Raw genomic sequence first — 14729 nt, 5'->3', positions numbered from 1 at the left:
CGGGTGCGGGGTGCGGGCTACGGGGTGAGAAGGCGGAGTCTCGCGCGCAGACGCGCGCGCCGCCCGGGTCCGCGGAGCGCACCCGCATCGGTCCGCAAGGCCCTGTCCCTCCCTCCCGAGCCGCCCCTACACTCCCGGGCATGCTGAAGATCGTGTCGATCGTGATCCGCGTGAACGACCTCCCGGCCCAGGCCGCGTTCTGGAAAGCCGCCCTCGACTACGTGGAGCGCGACCCCGCCGAGGACGACTGGCTCGTGCTGAAACCGCGCGACGCTGAGACGCCGTGCATCGCGCTCGACGCCCACCACTCCGAGCGGGTGCTGCCGCCGCGCATCCACCTCGACATCTACGCCGAAGACCAGGCCGCCGAGGTCCGGCGACTGGCCGGGCTCGGGGCGCGCGAGGTGCACTGGGACGGCCGACCCGACGACGCGGACTACATCATCATGGAAGACCCCGAGGGCAACCGCTTCTGCATCGTCGACCGCCCGGACTGGCGCGGCTGGGAGTCCTGAGCCGGCCCGGATGCGGGCCGTGCGGGGTGGAAAACACACCGGAAGCCGCCCGGGGAGGAGTGGTTTCGACCCCGCACGCCACCGGGCCCGAGGTCACACCCCGGCGCCGCGGGCGCGAGCCGCCCGGACGAGGGCGGCGTTGCCGGGGGCATCGGTGCCGTCGGGAAGCAGCAGCACGTCCTCCAGGCCGATCCGCGTGTCGAGCCCGAGCTCCACGGCGAGGTCGAGCGCGGCCCAGGCCGACCGCTCCTCCCCGTGCAGCAGGATCGGCAGGTCGGGCTCCTCCTTGGCCACGTGCGCGACCAGGCCCTCCGCATGCGCACGCACCACCTCGGCGGCCTCGTCGGGCAGCTCGACGAGCACCCGCACACAGTCCCCGCGCACCGGCGAGTGCCGCCACACCTCCAGGCCCGCCGCGTCCCAGATCCCCGCCTCCACGCCGATCCCGCGACGCCGCAGCAGGGCGGCCACCTCATCGGCCCCCGCCTCGTGCCAGTTCACCGAGGCGTAGTCGGGCAGCTCCGTCCACGACTCGATCGCGGCGAGCCGTCGCGACACGTCGGGCTCCGCCCATGCGCCGGTCGTCACGCCCACAGGCACCCCGGGGCATGCCGCGCGGACGGCCCCGAGCCACCGCTGCACGTCCCGCGAGTCGAGCGAATCGCGGCCCGACGCATCCTTCGGGTGCACGTGCACCTCCGCCGCACCGGCCTCGAGCGCCGCCGCGGCGTCTTGCGCGACCACCGTCTCGTCGGCGCTCAGCCACGGATGCGACGCCACCTCGCGCGCGCCGTTCGCGCACACCTGCAGCAGCATCGGCGCGTTCACCACATCAGGTCGCGCGGGTGCGCCTCGTTCGGAGCGACATCCTCGGACGGCCCTTCCTCGGTGCGCACGAAGTGCTGCACCTGACGCGCGACCGCCGCCCCGCGACCGACCTTCACCGCCTCGTCCATCGACTCGAAGCTGCTCCCGAGCGTGTGCGACTCGCCCTGGATGCGGTTGAACCAGATCCCGTTGCGCGAGAAAGTCTCGATGTCACCTGCGGCCATGCCCCTGCCTTTCGTCGTCCCTCCTTTCTACGTGGGGCGACCGACAGCGAAGAGGGCCTTGACACCGTGTTTCCGCCCACGGCGCCGGCCGCATCTGCGCACGACTCCTCCGATCCACGGCGGACCTCGCGCACCCTGACCGCCGCCGCGCGGCTTCGCTGATAACGTTCCCTTCAGATCGCGGACACCACGGCTCGGAGGCAGGAATGAGCGAGAGGGCGCACCGGCCGACCGTGAAGGAGGTCGCCCAGCGCGCGGGCGTCAGCCCCATGACGGTGTCACGCACGCTGTCCGGCGGCGTGAACGTGAAGCCCGAGGTACAGCAGCGGGTGCTCGCCGCGGTCGCCGAGCTCGGGTATCACCGCAACGAGAACGCCCGCAGCATCCGCCCGGGTCACAGCAGCGGACTCATCGGCGTCGCGATCACCAACATCGCCAACCCGTACTACAGCACCTTCGCACTCGGCGTGGAGGAGGAGGCCGCTCTCACCGGCCGCCGCATCCTGCTCGGCAACACCTCGGAGGACGCCGCCCGCGAGGCCGAGCTCGTCGGCGACTTCCTCGGGCGTCGCGTCGACGGACTCATCGTGGTGCCCGCGAGCACCACCTCCACGCACCTCGCCCACTCGCAGAACCAGGGCGTGCCGGTGGTGCTGGCCTCGCGCCGCATCGACGGGCTCGCGGCCGACAGCGTGGTGCTCGCCGACGAAGACGGCGCGTTCCGCGGCACGACGGCCCTGATCGACGGCGGTCACACCCGCATCGGTTATCTCGGCAACGCCCTGTCGATCTTCACCGGCGAGCGCCGCCATGCCGGGTTCGTGCGGGCGATGGAGACGCGCGGCCTCCGGGTCGACCCGCACCTGGTCGCCACGAACCAGCAGACCGTCGAGCAGGCGCGCGATGCCACCCGCGCGCTGCTGCGGGCCAAGAACCCGCCGACGGCGATCTTCTGCGCCAACAACCGCAACGCGATCGGCGCGCTCAAGGAGATCAGCACACAGCTCGCCACGGGGCTTCGTGCTTCGGCCGACTTCCCCGAGCTGCTGAGCTTCGACGACTTCGAGCTCGCCGAGCTGTCGCCCGTGCCCATCAGCGTGATCGACCACGACCCGCGAGAGCTCGGTCGCACGGCCGCCCGCCTGCTGCTCGACCGTCTCGACGGCGGCGATCGCGAGGCGCCCGCCCGCGAGGTCGAGCTGCCGGTGTCGCTCCGCGGCGTGCGCTGAACCACCCCTCGCCGCGGATGTTGACACTCCTCGCCTGCGTTGATAACGTTACCAATCATCGACGAGGAGGCCGGATGGAGCTGTGCATCGATTTCGGGGGAACCGAGATCAAGCTGGCCGTCATCGACGGCGACCGCGTCCTCGCGTCGAACCGGCTCCCCGTGCGCGGCACCGCCGCCGACCTCGCCGACGCGGCCCTCGACGCCCGCCGTCTCCTGAGCGAACTCGGTGCCGAGGCCGACGCCGTGGGCATCGCCGTCCCCGGCGTGGTCGACCCCGCGACCGGGCGCATGCGGCACGCGAACGCCAAGTACGACTTCCTCCGCGACTTCGACCTCGGCACCTGGGCCCGCGCGGAGTTCGGGCTGCCCGCCGTGGTGGAGAACGACGCCCGCGCGGCGCTGATCGGCGAGACCTCCGCGGGCAGCGCCCTCGGCGAGCGCGACGCCGTGCTGGTCACACTGGGCACGGGCATCGGCACGGCCGCGCTCCTCGACGGGGTCGCGCTCCGCGGCCGCACGGGTCACGCGGGCATCCTCGGCGGACACCTCACGGTCGACCTCGACGGCCCCACCTGCCCGTGCGGCAACATCGGCTGCGGTGAGGCGCTCGCCAGCACCCGCGCCCTGCCGGCGGGCGTGAGCATGACCGAGGTCTTCACGACCGACGCGCACCCCGAGCTCCGTGACCGCTTCCTGCACGTCTGGGGCGCGGTCGTCACGAGCCTGGTGCACTCCTACGACCCGGCCGTGGTGATCCTCTCCGGGGGCATCCTCCGCGCGGGCGCCGCGATCAGCACGCCCGTCGACGAGTACCTGCGCGCACACCTGTGGCCGTCGCTCACGCCCCCGCGCCTCGTCGTCCCACCCGAGCCGGAGCTCTCGGTCGCCCGCGGCCTCAGCGTCCTCGCCCGCGCCGCCGCGGCGTCCGCCACCGCCGCCCCACCCGCACCCTCGAACCCCTCGTCGCGCCCGGCCCCATCGGGGACCCCGGAGCCGACGACCGCACCCCGCACCGCACCACCGCAGGAGGACCAGTGACCGCGCCGATCAGCGACATGCACGAAGGGCACACCACCCGGGGTCGCTACGACACCCAGCCGACCGTGGCGCTGCCGCCGGGCGAGCGCATCTTGCGCGGTGCCGAGGCGTGGGCCGCCGCCGCCGAGCTCGCCGAGGCCCGCGCCCGCGTGACCGGCACGGCGCCCGTGCTGCTGGTGGACACCTACCCCGGCGTCGACGTGCCCGCGCTCGCCACCCAGGTGGAGACCGCCCTTCCCGCCTGGACCCTCACCGACGTGGAGACCGCGGCGCGTCCGGTCGCCGAGGTCGAGCGGCTGATCGCCCCGAACCTCACCGACGACCGGGTCTTCGGCGTCATGAGCCACTTCACCCTGGACGACTTCTACGACGCCGAGCGCCTCGACGCGCTCGCCGCCGCGGTCACCGGAACCCCGACGGTCGTGGTCGGCTGGGGCGCGGCGCTGCTCGAGGACCGTCTGGCCGGAGCCTCCGCGACCGTGCTGGTCGACATGGCCCGCTGGGAGATCCAGCTGCGGCAGCGCCAGGGGGCCACGAACTGGCGCGCCGACAACCCCGGCGAGGACAACCTGCGCAAGTACAAGCGCGGGTTCTTCGTGGAGTGGCGGGTGGCCGACCGCCACAAGCGCACGCTGTTCGACACGCTCGACTTCGTGCTCGACGGCAACGCGATCGCCCCGGCCGAACCGCACCCCGACTCCCCCGACGCGGGCATGATCACCGGCACGGCCTTCCGGCAGGCCCTGAAGGATGCGGCGCACCGCCCGTTCCGCGTCGTGCCGTTCTTCGACCCCGGCGTCTGGGGCGGGCAGTGGATGAAAAACCTCATCGGGCTCGACCCCTCGAAGGACAACTACGCGTGGTGCTTCGACTGCGTGCCCGAGGAGAACTCGCTGCTGCTGGAGGGCGACGGCGGCGTGATCGAGCTGCCCGCGCTCGACCTGGTGTTCAGCCGCCCGGTCGATCTGCTCGGCGCCAAGACGTTCGCGCGCTTCGGGGCCGAGTTCCCCATCCGCTTCGACTTCCTCGACACGATGGACGGCGGCAACCTCAGCCTGCAGGTTCATCCGCTGACGGACTACATCCAGAACACGTTCGGCATGCACTACACGCAGGACGAGAGCTACTACATGCTCGACGTCGGCGACGACGCGGTCGTGTACCTGGGCACCAAGGAGGGCATCGACCCCGCCGAGATGCTGCAGGACCTGGCGACCGCGCAGGACGGCGAGCACCCGTTCCCCGCCGAGAAGTACGTCAACTCGTTCCCCGCCCGCAAGCACGACCACTTCCTGATCCCCGCAGGCACCGTGCACGCATCGGGGTCGAACTCGATGGTGCTGGAGATCTCGGCGACGCCGTTCATCTTCACGTTCAAGCTGTGGGACTGGGGCCGCGTGGGCCTCGACGGCATCCCCCGCCCCGTGCACTTCGACCATGGCGCCCGCAACATCCAGTGGGGCCGCGACACCACCTGGGTGATGGAGAACCTGGTCGACCGCGTCGAGACCCTGCACACCGATGACGAGGTCACCGAGGAGCGCACGGGACTGCACGAGCTGGAGTTCATCGAGGTGCGCCGGCACTGGTTCGCGCAGGGCGCCGATCACGACACCGACGGCACGGTCAACGTGCTCAACCTGGTGGAGGGCGACGAGGTGCGCGTGGTCAGCCCCACCGCGGCGTTCGAGCCCTTCGTGATCCACTACGCCGAGACGTTCATCGTGCCGGCCGCGGTGGGCGCGTACCGGATCGAGCGCACCGAGAACTCGCGGAGCCCGCGCTTCGCGACCGTCAAGGCCTCCGTGCGCGGCACGCGCACGGGTGACAACTGAACATCGACACCCGACACACAGCACGAGACATCACCGCGAGGATCCCACCCGGGAATCCCTTGCACCGCCGTCATCACCTCGGTATCGTGAGACCAGATTTCTGGTAACGATACCAACACGAACAAGGGAGTTCTGAATGATTTCGCGACGCACGATCGCCGCCGCCGCGGCCGGTCTCCTCCTCGGCACCCTGGCTCTCGCCGGCTGCTCCGGCGACTCCGGAGGCGGAGGCGCCGAGGGCGGAGAGGTCACCGGCACGCTCAACTTCTACACCGACAAGGCGGCGTGGAAGCCCGACTTCGAGTCGCTCAACGAGGTCAGCGGCGACGCCGTCGACATCACCCTCAAGACCACCGGCTACTCCGACGCCAACCAGTACGACGCCTTCATCAAGCAGTCGTTCCGCACCGACAAGTCGCCCGGCCTGTTCACGTGGCACACCGGCGACTCGCTCAAGCAGCTGGTCGACGAGGGTCTGGTGGCCGAGACCACCGACATCTGGAGCAAGGCCGTCGACGAGGGCTGGGTGAGTGAAGACCTGCGCGACAGCTACACGTTCGACGGCAAGCAGTACTGCGTGCCCATGAACATCGCCTACTGGATCATGTTCTACAACAAGGCCGCCTTCGCCGACAACGGCATCGAGGTGCCCACCACGTGGGACGAGCTGAACACCGCCGCCGAGACCCTGAAGGACGCCGGGGTCACCCCGTACTACCAGACCAGCGTGCTGTTCACCTTCCAGTGGTTCCAGCACCTCGTCGCCTCCACCGACCCCGACCTGTACGCCGGGCTCACCACGGGCGACGTGAAGTACACCGACCCCGAGATCGTCGACGTCATGAACGTGTGGCTCGAGGAGCAGGAGAACGGCTGGTTCAGCGACGCGGGCAGCACCACCGACCCCGCGGTCGGGCTCAAGCAGGGCGACTACGCCATGATCAACTTCGGCACGTTCTTCGCCGGCAACCTCGAAGGCGCCGGCATGACCACCGACGACTACGGCATGTTCGCGATCCCCGCGGTGAACGGCGACCTCGACACCACCCCGGTGGCCGTCGAGTCCGGCCCGATCTGCACGGCCGAGAACTCGAAGCAGCGCGACCTCGGACTCGCCTACGCCGAGTGGTGGATGTCGCCCGAGGCGCAGACCGCGTGGAACGACGCCCACGGCGACGTGGCGTTCAACCCGAAGGCCGAGGTCGCCGACCCCGCCCTGGCCGAGCTCGGCGAGCAGATCGCCGGCGACGACTACTCCCTCTACGACCGGTTCTTCGAGGCCATGCCCACCGAGATCGTGACCACGGCGATCGAGCAGTTCGGCGCCTTCAACGCCAACCCGGGCGACCCGATGCCGTTCCTGGAGAAGATCCAGGCGACGGCTGACAAGTACTGGGCAGAGCAGGAGTAAGCGAGCGGATGGCGCATCAGAAGACGCCGTACCAGTGGTCCGCCCGGGGCTTCGTCGCCCCGGGCGTGATCCTGGTGGCGGTCCTGCTCTACCTCCCGCTGCTGTGGACGGTGTTCCTCAGCTTCACGTCGTACAACGGCCTCGGCAGCCCCGACTGGATCGGGCTCGACAACTACGTCGAGATGTTCACCGACGCCGACTTCGTGGGCTCCGCGATGAACACCGTGCTCTGGGTGATCGGCACCCTGATCATCCCGGTCGGCATCGGCCTGGCGATCGCGCTGCTCACCTGGAACCTCGGCGGGGGCATCTGGCTGCGCCTCCCGTTCCTCATCCCCTACGCCCTCTCCGGCATCGGCGTCGGCGTGGTGTGGTCGTTCATCCTCTCCTCGGGCGGCGCGCTCGACCAGGCCCTCGCGGCGTTCGGGATCACCGACCCGCCCCGGTGGCTGCTCGACGCCCCGCTCAACACCGTCGTGATGATCATCGCCTCGTCGTGGCAGGGCGTCGGCGTGAATGCGCTGCTGTTCACGATCGGGCTCCAGGCCATCCCGAAGGAGCCCCTGGAGGCCGCGCGCATCGACGGCGCCGGCGGCGTCCGCCTCTTCACGAGCATCCTGTGGCCCATGCTGCGCCCGCTCACCGCCGTGGTCGTCGGGCTCTCGATCGTCGCGAGCCTCAAGACCTTCGACATCGTGTGGGGCATGACCAAGGGCGGACCAGGCACCGTCTCCGAGACCCTCGCGCTGACGATGTACAAGGAGACGTTCGTGAACAGCGACTACGGCCTCGGCTCCGCGATCGCGGTGTTCCTGACCGTGATCACCCTCGTCGCCTCGGTGCTGTACCTGCGCCAGCAGCTCTCCCCGAAGAAGGAGATGTGATGTCGAAGATCATCCGCACCGCCGTGCTCGTCGTCCTCGGGATCGTGTGGCTGCTGCCCGCGTACCTGCTGGTCGTGAACGCGATGAAGGACCCGACCACCTTCACGTCGAAGGAGTCGTGGATCCCCACCGACTTCCACCTGTTCGAGAACTTCGGCCAGGCGCTCGAGCTCTCCGGCATCGGCGACAGCATCGTCAGCACCCTCATCTACTCGATCGTGTCGCCCACGATCGCCGTGCTCGTGGGTGCGGCGGCCGGCTTCGCGATCGTGGCCCTGCGCCTCAAGCGCGGCTTCCTGTGGTTCGTCGTGATCTTCGGCGGCACGGTGTTCCCGCTGCAGATGGTGCTGCTGCCCCTGTTCGACGCCTACTCCCGCACCGGGCTCTTCGACACCCGGCTCGGCATGATCATGATCTACACCGTGATCTCGGTGCCGTTCTCGGCGTTCGTGATGCGCAACTTCTTCACCGGCGTCGCGCACAACGTGTTCGAGGCCGCGGTGCTCGACGGCGCCACCACCTGGCGCATCTTCACCCGGATGTACCTGCCGATGGCGTCGAGCGCGCTGGTCGCGATCTTCATCCTGCAGGCCACCTTCGTGTGGAACGACCTGCTGCTCGGCCTCACGCTCAGCCAGTCCGACGACATCCGCCCCATCATCACCACGCTGTCGGGCATGCAGAGCACCTACGGCGGCGCGCAGATGTCGGTCGTGCTCGCCGCGGCCGTGCTGGTGTCGCTGCCCACCGTCATCCTGTTCCTCTGCACCCAGCGGTTCTTCGCCAAGGGCCTCGCGCTCGGCCAGTACTGATCCCCCTCCGCCTCGAAAGGCATCATGAATCCCCTCATCCCCACCGTCGAGGATCTGGTCGCCGATGCGGTCACGCATCACTACGACGACATGATCGCGCCCACGGGCCTGACGAACATGCTCGGAACGGTGCGCGTCGATCACGACCTCACCGCGCTCAGCGCCGTGCAGTTCCCGCCCGTGTCACAGGGGCTCACGCAGACCGCGGTGCTGTTCGTCGACGGCCGGCTGTTCGCGTCATACGGCGTCGCCGTCACGCACGAGTGGCGGCCCGACCGGGTGGTGCGGCGGGCGACCGTGGGCGAGCTCGAGATCGAGACGACGACCGTGTGCGTGCCGGGAAGGACGGCGGTGGCGATCGACATCGCGGTGCGCAACACCGGAGCGACCGACCGCGAGGTGCGCATCGGGCTCTCGGCCGCGGCGCGCGTGACCCGCTCCGCCGACGCCTGGCTCGACGCCGAGTCGCCCTCCGAGCGCGACACCGCCACGGTCGACGGCGAGCGCCTCGTCTTCGCCTCCGCCGACGCCGCGGCGTGGAGCATGCAGGGCCTCACCGGAGGATCCGCGGCGCTGAGCGGCGTGGCCGAGCTGCCCGACGCGTTCGACACCGGCATCGGCGGCAACGGTCGCGGCGGCGAGCTGTCGGCCGTGCTCACCGTGCCGGCGGGCGCCGTCGCCCGCACGGCCTACGTGCAGGCGCTCGGCCTCTCGCGCGACGACGCCGCCCGCACGTACGAGCTCGTGTCGGCCGACGTGCCCGCGGCCCTGACCGCCGCGGCGGAGTTCTGGAACCGGCAGCTGCGGGCCGCGTTCGACCCCGCCGACACCGAGTTCTCGGGCGCCCTGCCGCTGCTCGACACCGCGTCCGAGCCGCTGCGGCGCCTGTACTGGTGGGCGGTGCTCGGGGTGATCTGGTTCCGCCGCGACTTCGCCGGCAACGTGCTCGGGCGGACGTACGACACCCTGATGCCGAACTACTGGGGCACCACCACGTTCATCTGGGACTACAGCCTCAGCTCCGTCAGCCACGCCCTGCTCGACCCCGACGAGATGCGGGCGCAGGTGCGGCACTGGATCTCCCTCGACATCCACTCGCACTTCGGCACCTCCTCGCTCACGGGCGGCCCCGTCGGCCGCTGGTACTCGGTGAACGACTACGCCATGACCCGGCTCGTGCACGACTACGTGCGGTTCACCGGCGACGTGGCCTTCCTCGACGAAATCGTGGGGGATCAGACGGTCGCCCGGTCGGTGCGGGAGTGGGCGACGAACTGGAAGGAGTTACGGCGCGACACCGCGCTGGCCGACTACGGCGAGATCGACAACCTGCTGGAGTGCGTCAGCTCCTACACGCACGAGGTCGCGAGCCTCAACGCCGCGAACGTGTGGAGCATGCGCACGGCCGCCGACCTCGCCGCACTGCAGGGAGACGAGACCGCCGCGGCCGAGCTGCGCGCCGAGGCCGAGGCGCTGCTGCCCGCGGTGATCGAGCGGTATCTCCCCGGGACCGGTATCTTCGCCGCCGGGCAACCCGACGGCACGCTGCTGCCGGTGCGCCACTGCTACGACTTCAGCATCGTCGGCACCACCATCGCCGACGACCTGGCCCCGGGCGTGCGCGACGACATGGTCGCGTTCTTCCAGCGGGAGCTGCAGACCGACAACTGGATGCGGGCGCTCTCGCCCTGGGACCCCGACGCCAGCTACAGCCCGCGCCCCGACCACCAGTGGAACGGCGCCTACCCCGCCTGGCCCGCCGACGCCGGACGCGCGCTCGCAGCCCTCGGAGCACCCGAGGTGCTGACGGCCTGGGTCGAGGGGCTCTCCCGCACCGCGAACCAGGGCCCGATGGGCCAGGCGCACTTCGTCGACGAGGCGGTGCCCGGCATCAACGGCGGCGCCCGCAAGGCCCCACCCCAGCTGCCGTACATCATCGACTGGGCGTGCTCGTCGTCTGGCGCCTGGATCGAGCTCGTGATCGAGGCGCTGTTCGGGGTGTCGGTCGCCGCGGACGGCACGGTGCGCGCGGCCGGCTGCGTGGCCGCCCTCGACCCGCACGCCGTGCTGCGCGGCCTGCGCGTCGGCGAGCGCGCGTACGACATCGACGCGGCCGGAGGGATCACCCGCACCCCTGGCCGATGACGCCCTTCCTCGCGCTCCGCTCTCTTGAGAGCCCGCGCCGCCGACGAGACGACGGGCCCCCAGACGCACCACCCCCGCACCACCCGAACACGAAGGAGTGATCGATATGAGAAGACGCACGATCGCGGCAGGCCTCGCCGCCGCAGCCCTCGGCGCCGGAGCGCTGTTCGCCGCACCCGCGACGGCCGCCGTGCCCGCCGGCGGAGGACACGGCAGCGGCCCCGGCCAGTGCTCCCTGGTGGACAAGTCGCTCACCGCCACCGCGAGCGTGAACCAGGGCCTCACCGACACGTTCACCACCTACGGCAACACGGGAGGCGAATGGACCGGTGGCGACAGCACCTACTCCCTGCCGCTCGGCAAGGGGAAGACCGGATGGTTCTTCTCCGACACGTTCCTCGGCACCGTGAACCCCGACGGCTCGCGGCCCACCGACTCCCCCTTCGTGAACAACTCCGTGGTGGTGCAGGACCGCCGGGGGAACCTGACCACGATAACCGGCGGCACCCCCGACGACCCGGCCGGCATCATCCCGCCCGAGCCCGACGGCAAGTGGTACTGGATCGGCGACCCGACCCCCGGCCGCGACGGGACCGTGCAGGTGCCGCTGCTGCAGTTCGCGCGCACCGGCACCGGCCAGTGGGACTTCGCGTGGACCGCGAACCGGCTGGCCACGCTCGACGGGCAGACGCTGCAGCTCGAGTCGATCGTCGACCTCCCCTCCGCGACGGGCATCAACTGGGGCTCGTGGACGCTGGAGGAGCACGGCACGACGTACGTCTACGGCATCGCCGACCCGGGTGGAGTGCGCTCCGCCTACGTCGCCCGCGTGCAGGACCGCGACGGCCTCACGGGCACCTGGACGTACTGGAACGGCACCGGATGGTCGGCCGCCGAGACCGACGCGGTGCCCGTGGTGCCGTACGTCGCGAACGAGTTCAGCGTCGCGCCCTACCGCGACGGCTACCTGCTCGTGACGCAGGACACCTCGGAGCTGTTCAGCACCCGCATCGTCGCGCGCACCTCGTGCTCGCCGATCGGCCCGTTCACCGACCCGGTCGAGCTGTACCGCACGCCCGAGACCGGAGCGCTGGGCAGCTACGGCGACCCCGACGTGTTCACCTACAACGCGCACGAGCACCCGAACCTGCGCCAGGGCAACCGCATCCTGGTGTCGTACAACGTGAACACGTTCGACAACGTGGGCGACGTGTACGACGACGCCTCGATCTACCGCCCGCGGTTCATCGACGTGCAGCTCAAGGTCACCGGATGACGGACGACCGCACGGCGCTCCGGGGGCTCCTGGCCTCCGGGGCGCCGGTCACCTGGGTGTGCACGGGCGACTCGATCACGCACGGCCTCATCCACACCCGCGGCGCCAGGAACTACGTCGAGCACCTGCACGAGCTGATCCGGGGCGACCGCGGGCGCGTGCAGGACACCGTGATCAACACGGCCATCACCGGCTGGCGCGCCGACCTGATCCTCGACGACTTCGAGCGCCGCGTGGCCCACTGGCGGCCCGACGTGGTGACGCTCATGATCGGCACGAACGACTGCACCACGCAGTGGCTCGACCCCGTGATCGAGGTGTCCGCGTTCGCACGGTCGATCGCGGAGTTCGTACGACGCGTGCGCGACCTCGGCGCCGTGCCGGTGCTGCAGACCCCGCCCGCGGTCGACCTGCTCCATGCGCCCGACCGCGCCCGCATCGGCGACTTCGCGCAGGCGATCCGCGACGTCGCAGGGGCCGAGGGCGTGATCCTGGTCGACCAGCACGCCGCCTTCACCGCGTTCTCCGCGGGCACCGGTCCGGGCAACGAGGACATGCCGTGGGGACTGCTCGACGACGCGTTCCACCCGAGCGCCGCCGGGCACGCCCTGCTCGCGCTCGGCCTCGCCGACGCCCTGGGCCTGTCCGACGCGGACGCCGCCGCGGGCACGGGCTCCCCGGTGCTCGCGGACCTCTCCGCCCGCGTGGCCGTGGCCCGCCACCCGCAGTGGCCCCCGGTCTGACGCGCGACGGCGCCCCCGGGGCGCTCGCGGGATCGAAAACGCTCCGCCGGAAGCCCCCGCGGGCGCCTTTTCGCACTCGCACCTTCAGCGAAGCCCCCGCGACGCCTTCCGAACCCGCACCCCCGGCGAGACCCACGGCAGGACGCCCGGCGGGATCAGCGCCCGAACCTCAGCGGGCCACGTCGAGCACCCAGGTGACGCCGAAGCGGTCGGTGAGCATGCCGAAGCCGGACGACCACGACGACGCGGCCAGCGGTTCGATCACGCTCGCCCCCTCCGTCAGCGCCCCCCAATAGCCCTCGAGCTCGGGGAGGGTGTCCGCCCGCAGCGACTGGAAGAACGCGCGGTCGGTGAGGTCGCGCCGTTCTCCCGCCGCGTCGAGCCCGCCGTGGTCGCCGGGTCGTCCAGCCCGGGGATGTCGTACGCCATGAGCCGGATCCCGTGGTCGCCGTCGAGCTGGCCGAACACGATCCGGTCCGCTCCGGGCGCGTCCGCGGGCATGCCCACCTCGGCGTAGGTCGTGGCGTGCACGGTGCCGCCGAACACCGAACGGTAGAAGTCGAGCGCCTGCCGGGCCGTGCCGCGGAAGTTCAGGTGCGTGGTGGTGGTGAGGGACATGGGCTTCTCCTGGTTCTGCGGGCTGCCGTTCAGCGCCGCCGTGAGTCCACGATCACAGGGGTAGCGGTCGGTTTCTGTCCTCTCCCTCCCGCACAATGAAGTCATGACCGGAAGCTCCTCCCGCATGCTCGCGCTGCTGTCGCTGCTGCAGGCGACGCGCGACTGGCCGGGCCAGGAACTCGCCGACCGCCTCGGCGTCACACCCCGCACCGTCCGCCGCGACGTCGACCGGCTGCGCAACCTCGGCTACCGCATCGGATCGAGCAAGGGCCCGTACGGCGGCTACCGCCTCGAAGCCGGGTCGGAGCTGCCGCCGCTGCTGTTCGACGACGACCAGGCGGTCGCGATCGCGGTGGCACTGCAGGGCGCGAGCGCGAGCGGCGTCGATGTGACCGAGGCCGCGGAGCGCGCTCTCGCGACCGTGCGGCAGGTGATGCCGTCGCGGCTCCGGCACCGGATCGACGGCATCCGCTTCACCGGCGCGGCGGCCGAGGTGCGGGTGGACCCGGGGGTGCTGGAGGCGGCGAGCGCGGCGGTGCGCGACCGGCGGGTGCTGCGCTTCGACTACGGCGCGGCGGCGGACCGCCCCCCTCGGCGCACGGAACCCCATGCCGTCGTGGCGCGCGAGGGTCGGTGGTACCTGCTGGCGTGGGACCTGGAGGCGGCGGACTGGCGCACCTACCGGCTCGACCGGATGCGACCGCGGGTGCCGAGCGGGCCGTCGTTCACGCCGCGACCGCTTCCCGCGGAGGATGCCGCGACCCACCTGGCGGCGCGGGCGAAGGGCTCGACCACGGAGGACCGCTGGCCGTGCATCGGCGAGGTCGTGATCGAGCTTCCGGCGCGGGAGGTGGTGCCGTGGGTGGGCGACGGCGAGGTCGAGGAGCGGCCGGATGGGAGATGCCGCGTGACGGTGGGTTCGTGGTCGTGGGTGGGCGTGCTCGCCGCGGTCGCCCGGTTCGACGCGCCCTTCACGGTGGTCGGACCGGAACCCCTGCGCGAGGCGGCGGAGACGCTCGCGACCCGGTTCGCCACGGCAGCGGACCCGCCCTCCTGATCCAGGAGTACACGGACGATCGGGATACCGTGCGAGTCCATCGCGTGCTCCACACGAAGAGAGACATCGCTTCCGTCCTCACCGCCCGCATCTGACGCCCAACCCTCGCGGG

At 71.1% G+C, this 14729-nt stretch carries 13 protein-coding genes and 1 pseudogene; 11 read left to right on the top strand and 3 right to left on the bottom strand.

Translation table 11 applies throughout. The features are described from left to right. Positions 1-140: 140 nt before the first annotated feature. Positions 141-515, top strand: coding sequence for a VOC family protein (locus tag ACFV3I_RS02900; RefSeq protein ID WP_378822328.1), 375 nt, complete (start codon positions 141-143; stop codon positions 513-515). Positions 516-608: 93 nt separating this feature from the next. Here the strand turns inward: ACFV3I_RS02900 and ACFV3I_RS02895 are convergent, their stop codons facing one another. Both ACFV3I_RS02895 and ACFV3I_RS02890 read right to left on the bottom strand, forming a co-directional pair. Beyond that, positions 609-1331: a 3-keto-5-aminohexanoate cleavage protein gene (locus ACFV3I_RS02895; protein WP_136034500.1), complete on the bottom strand. Its 723-nt coding sequence runs from the start codon at positions 1329-1331 to the stop codon at positions 609-611. 8 nt (positions 1332-1339) lie between these two features. Then, a complete protein-coding gene (locus ACFV3I_RS02890) occupies positions 1340-1567 on the bottom strand; it encodes a hypothetical protein (protein WP_136034486.1) in 228 nt (75 codons plus the stop codon). A 206-nt stretch (positions 1568-1773) separates the two neighbouring features. Between ACFV3I_RS02890 and ACFV3I_RS02885 the strand changes: the two genes are divergently transcribed. The 9 genes from ACFV3I_RS02885 (at position 1774) to ACFV3I_RS02845 (ending at position 12942) form a co-directional block, all read left to right on the top strand. Further along, positions 1774-2796 (top strand): LacI family DNA-binding transcriptional regulator, encoded by a 1023-nt coding sequence (locus ACFV3I_RS02885; RefSeq protein WP_136034488.1) that lies wholly within the window; start codon positions 1774-1776, stop codon positions 2794-2796. A 74-nt stretch (positions 2797-2870) separates the two neighbouring features. Next, positions 2871-3836 (top strand): ROK family protein, encoded by a 966-nt coding sequence (locus ACFV3I_RS02880; RefSeq protein WP_378822327.1) that lies wholly within the window; start codon positions 2871-2873, stop codon positions 3834-3836. Further along, positions 3833-5671 carry a class I mannose-6-phosphate isomerase gene (locus ACFV3I_RS02875; RefSeq protein ID WP_378822326.1) on the top strand — a complete coding sequence of 613 codons (1839 nt, stop codon included), beginning with the start codon at positions 3833-3835 and terminating at the stop codon, positions 5669-5671. Before ACFV3I_RS02880 ends, ACFV3I_RS02875 begins: the two co-directional genes overlap by 4 nt. Positions 5672-5807: 136 nt before the next feature. Continuing rightward, a complete protein-coding gene (locus ACFV3I_RS02870) occupies positions 5808-7082 on the top strand; it encodes an ABC transporter substrate-binding protein (protein ID WP_136031438.1) in 1275 nt (424 codons plus the stop codon). An 8-nt stretch (positions 7083-7090) separates the two neighbouring features. After that, positions 7091-7966 (top strand): carbohydrate ABC transporter permease, encoded by an 876-nt coding sequence (locus ACFV3I_RS02865; protein ID WP_136031436.1) that lies wholly within the window; start codon positions 7091-7093, stop codon positions 7964-7966. Further along, entirely contained in the window at positions 7966-8778 is an 813-nt protein-coding gene (locus ACFV3I_RS02860; RefSeq protein WP_136031434.1) for a carbohydrate ABC transporter permease, read from the top strand. The genes ACFV3I_RS02865 and ACFV3I_RS02860 overlap by 1 nt, the downstream gene beginning before the upstream one ends. A gap of 24 nt (positions 8779-8802) precedes the next feature. Beyond that, positions 8803-10923: a hypothetical protein gene (locus tag ACFV3I_RS02855; RefSeq protein ID WP_378822325.1), complete on the top strand. Its 2121-nt coding sequence runs from the start codon at positions 8803-8805 to the stop codon at positions 10921-10923. A gap of 106 nt (positions 10924-11029) precedes the next feature. After that, positions 11030-12199, top strand: a complete 1170-nt coding sequence (locus ACFV3I_RS02850; protein WP_378822324.1) for a DUF4185 domain-containing protein — start codon at positions 11030-11032, stop codon at positions 12197-12199. Next, a complete protein-coding gene (locus tag ACFV3I_RS02845; RefSeq protein WP_247638136.1) occupies positions 12196-12942 on the top strand; it encodes an SGNH/GDSL hydrolase family protein in 747 nt (248 codons plus the stop codon). Before ACFV3I_RS02850 ends, ACFV3I_RS02845 begins: the two co-directional genes overlap by 4 nt. A gap of 169 nt (positions 12943-13111) precedes the next feature. On the opposite strand, the pseudogene ACFV3I_RS02840 reads toward ACFV3I_RS02845, so the two are convergent. After that, a pseudogene (locus ACFV3I_RS02840) lies at positions 13112-13560 on the bottom strand (VOC family protein). Between the two features lie 103 nt (positions 13561-13663). Between ACFV3I_RS02840 and ACFV3I_RS02835 the strand changes: the two are divergent. Next, positions 13664-14617, top strand: a complete 954-nt coding sequence (locus tag ACFV3I_RS02835; RefSeq protein ID WP_378822322.1) for a helix-turn-helix transcriptional regulator — start codon at positions 13664-13666, stop codon at positions 14615-14617. Positions 14618-14729 lie beyond the last annotated feature (112 nt).

The sequence above is a fragment of the Microbacterium sp. NPDC059771 genome (genome assembly GCF_042732495.1).
GTDB classification, from domain to species: domain Bacteria; phylum Actinomycetota; class Actinomycetes; order Actinomycetales; family Microbacteriaceae; genus Microbacterium; species Microbacterium sufflavum.
Note: the sequence above shows the minus strand (reverse complement) of the source record. Positions and strands in the feature narration are given on the sequence as shown.

What these genes read in the sequence shown, in the direction of transcription:
- ACFV3I_RS02855 (WP_378822325.1), top strand. Translation starts at nt 8,803, where the DNA reads ATGAATCCCCTCATCCCCACCGTCGAGGATCTGGTCGCCGATGCGGTC.
- ACFV3I_RS02865 (WP_136031436.1), top strand. Translation starts at nt 7,091, where the DNA reads ATGGCGCATCAGAAGACGCCGTACCAGTGGTCCGCCCGGGGCTTCGTC.
- ACFV3I_RS02835 (WP_378822322.1), top strand. Translation starts at nt 13,664, where the DNA reads ATGACCGGAAGCTCCTCCCGCATGCTCGCGCTGCTGTCGCTGCTGCAG.
- ACFV3I_RS02880 (WP_378822327.1), top strand. Translation starts at nt 2,871, where the DNA reads ATGGAGCTGTGCATCGATTTCGGGGGAACCGAGATCAAGCTGGCCGTC.
- ACFV3I_RS02900 (WP_378822328.1), top strand. Translation starts at nt 141, where the DNA reads ATGCTGAAGATCGTGTCGATCGTGATCCGCGTGAACGACCTCCCGGCC.
- ACFV3I_RS02870 (WP_136031438.1), top strand. Translation starts at nt 5,808, where the DNA reads ATGATTTCGCGACGCACGATCGCCGCCGCCGCGGCCGGTCTCCTCCTC.
- ACFV3I_RS02845 (WP_247638136.1), top strand. Translation starts at nt 12,196, where the DNA reads ATGACGGACGACCGCACGGCGCTCCGGGGGCTCCTGGCCTCCGGGGCG.
- ACFV3I_RS02860 (WP_136031434.1), top strand. Translation starts at nt 7,966, where the DNA reads ATGTCGAAGATCATCCGCACCGCCGTGCTCGTCGTCCTCGGGATCGTG.
- ACFV3I_RS02895 (WP_136034500.1), bottom strand. Translation starts at nt 1,331, where the DNA reads ATGCTGCTGCAGGTGTGCGCGAACGGCGCGCGCGAGGTGGCGTCGCAT.
- ACFV3I_RS02890 (WP_136034486.1), bottom strand. Translation starts at nt 1,567, where the DNA reads ATGGCCGCAGGTGACATCGAGACTTTCTCGCGCAACGGGATCTGGTTC.
- ACFV3I_RS02885 (WP_136034488.1), top strand. Translation starts at nt 1,774, where the DNA reads ATGAGCGAGAGGGCGCACCGGCCGACCGTGAAGGAGGTCGCCCAGCGC.
- ACFV3I_RS02850 (WP_378822324.1), top strand. Translation starts at nt 11,030, where the DNA reads ATGAGAAGACGCACGATCGCGGCAGGCCTCGCCGCCGCAGCCCTCGGC.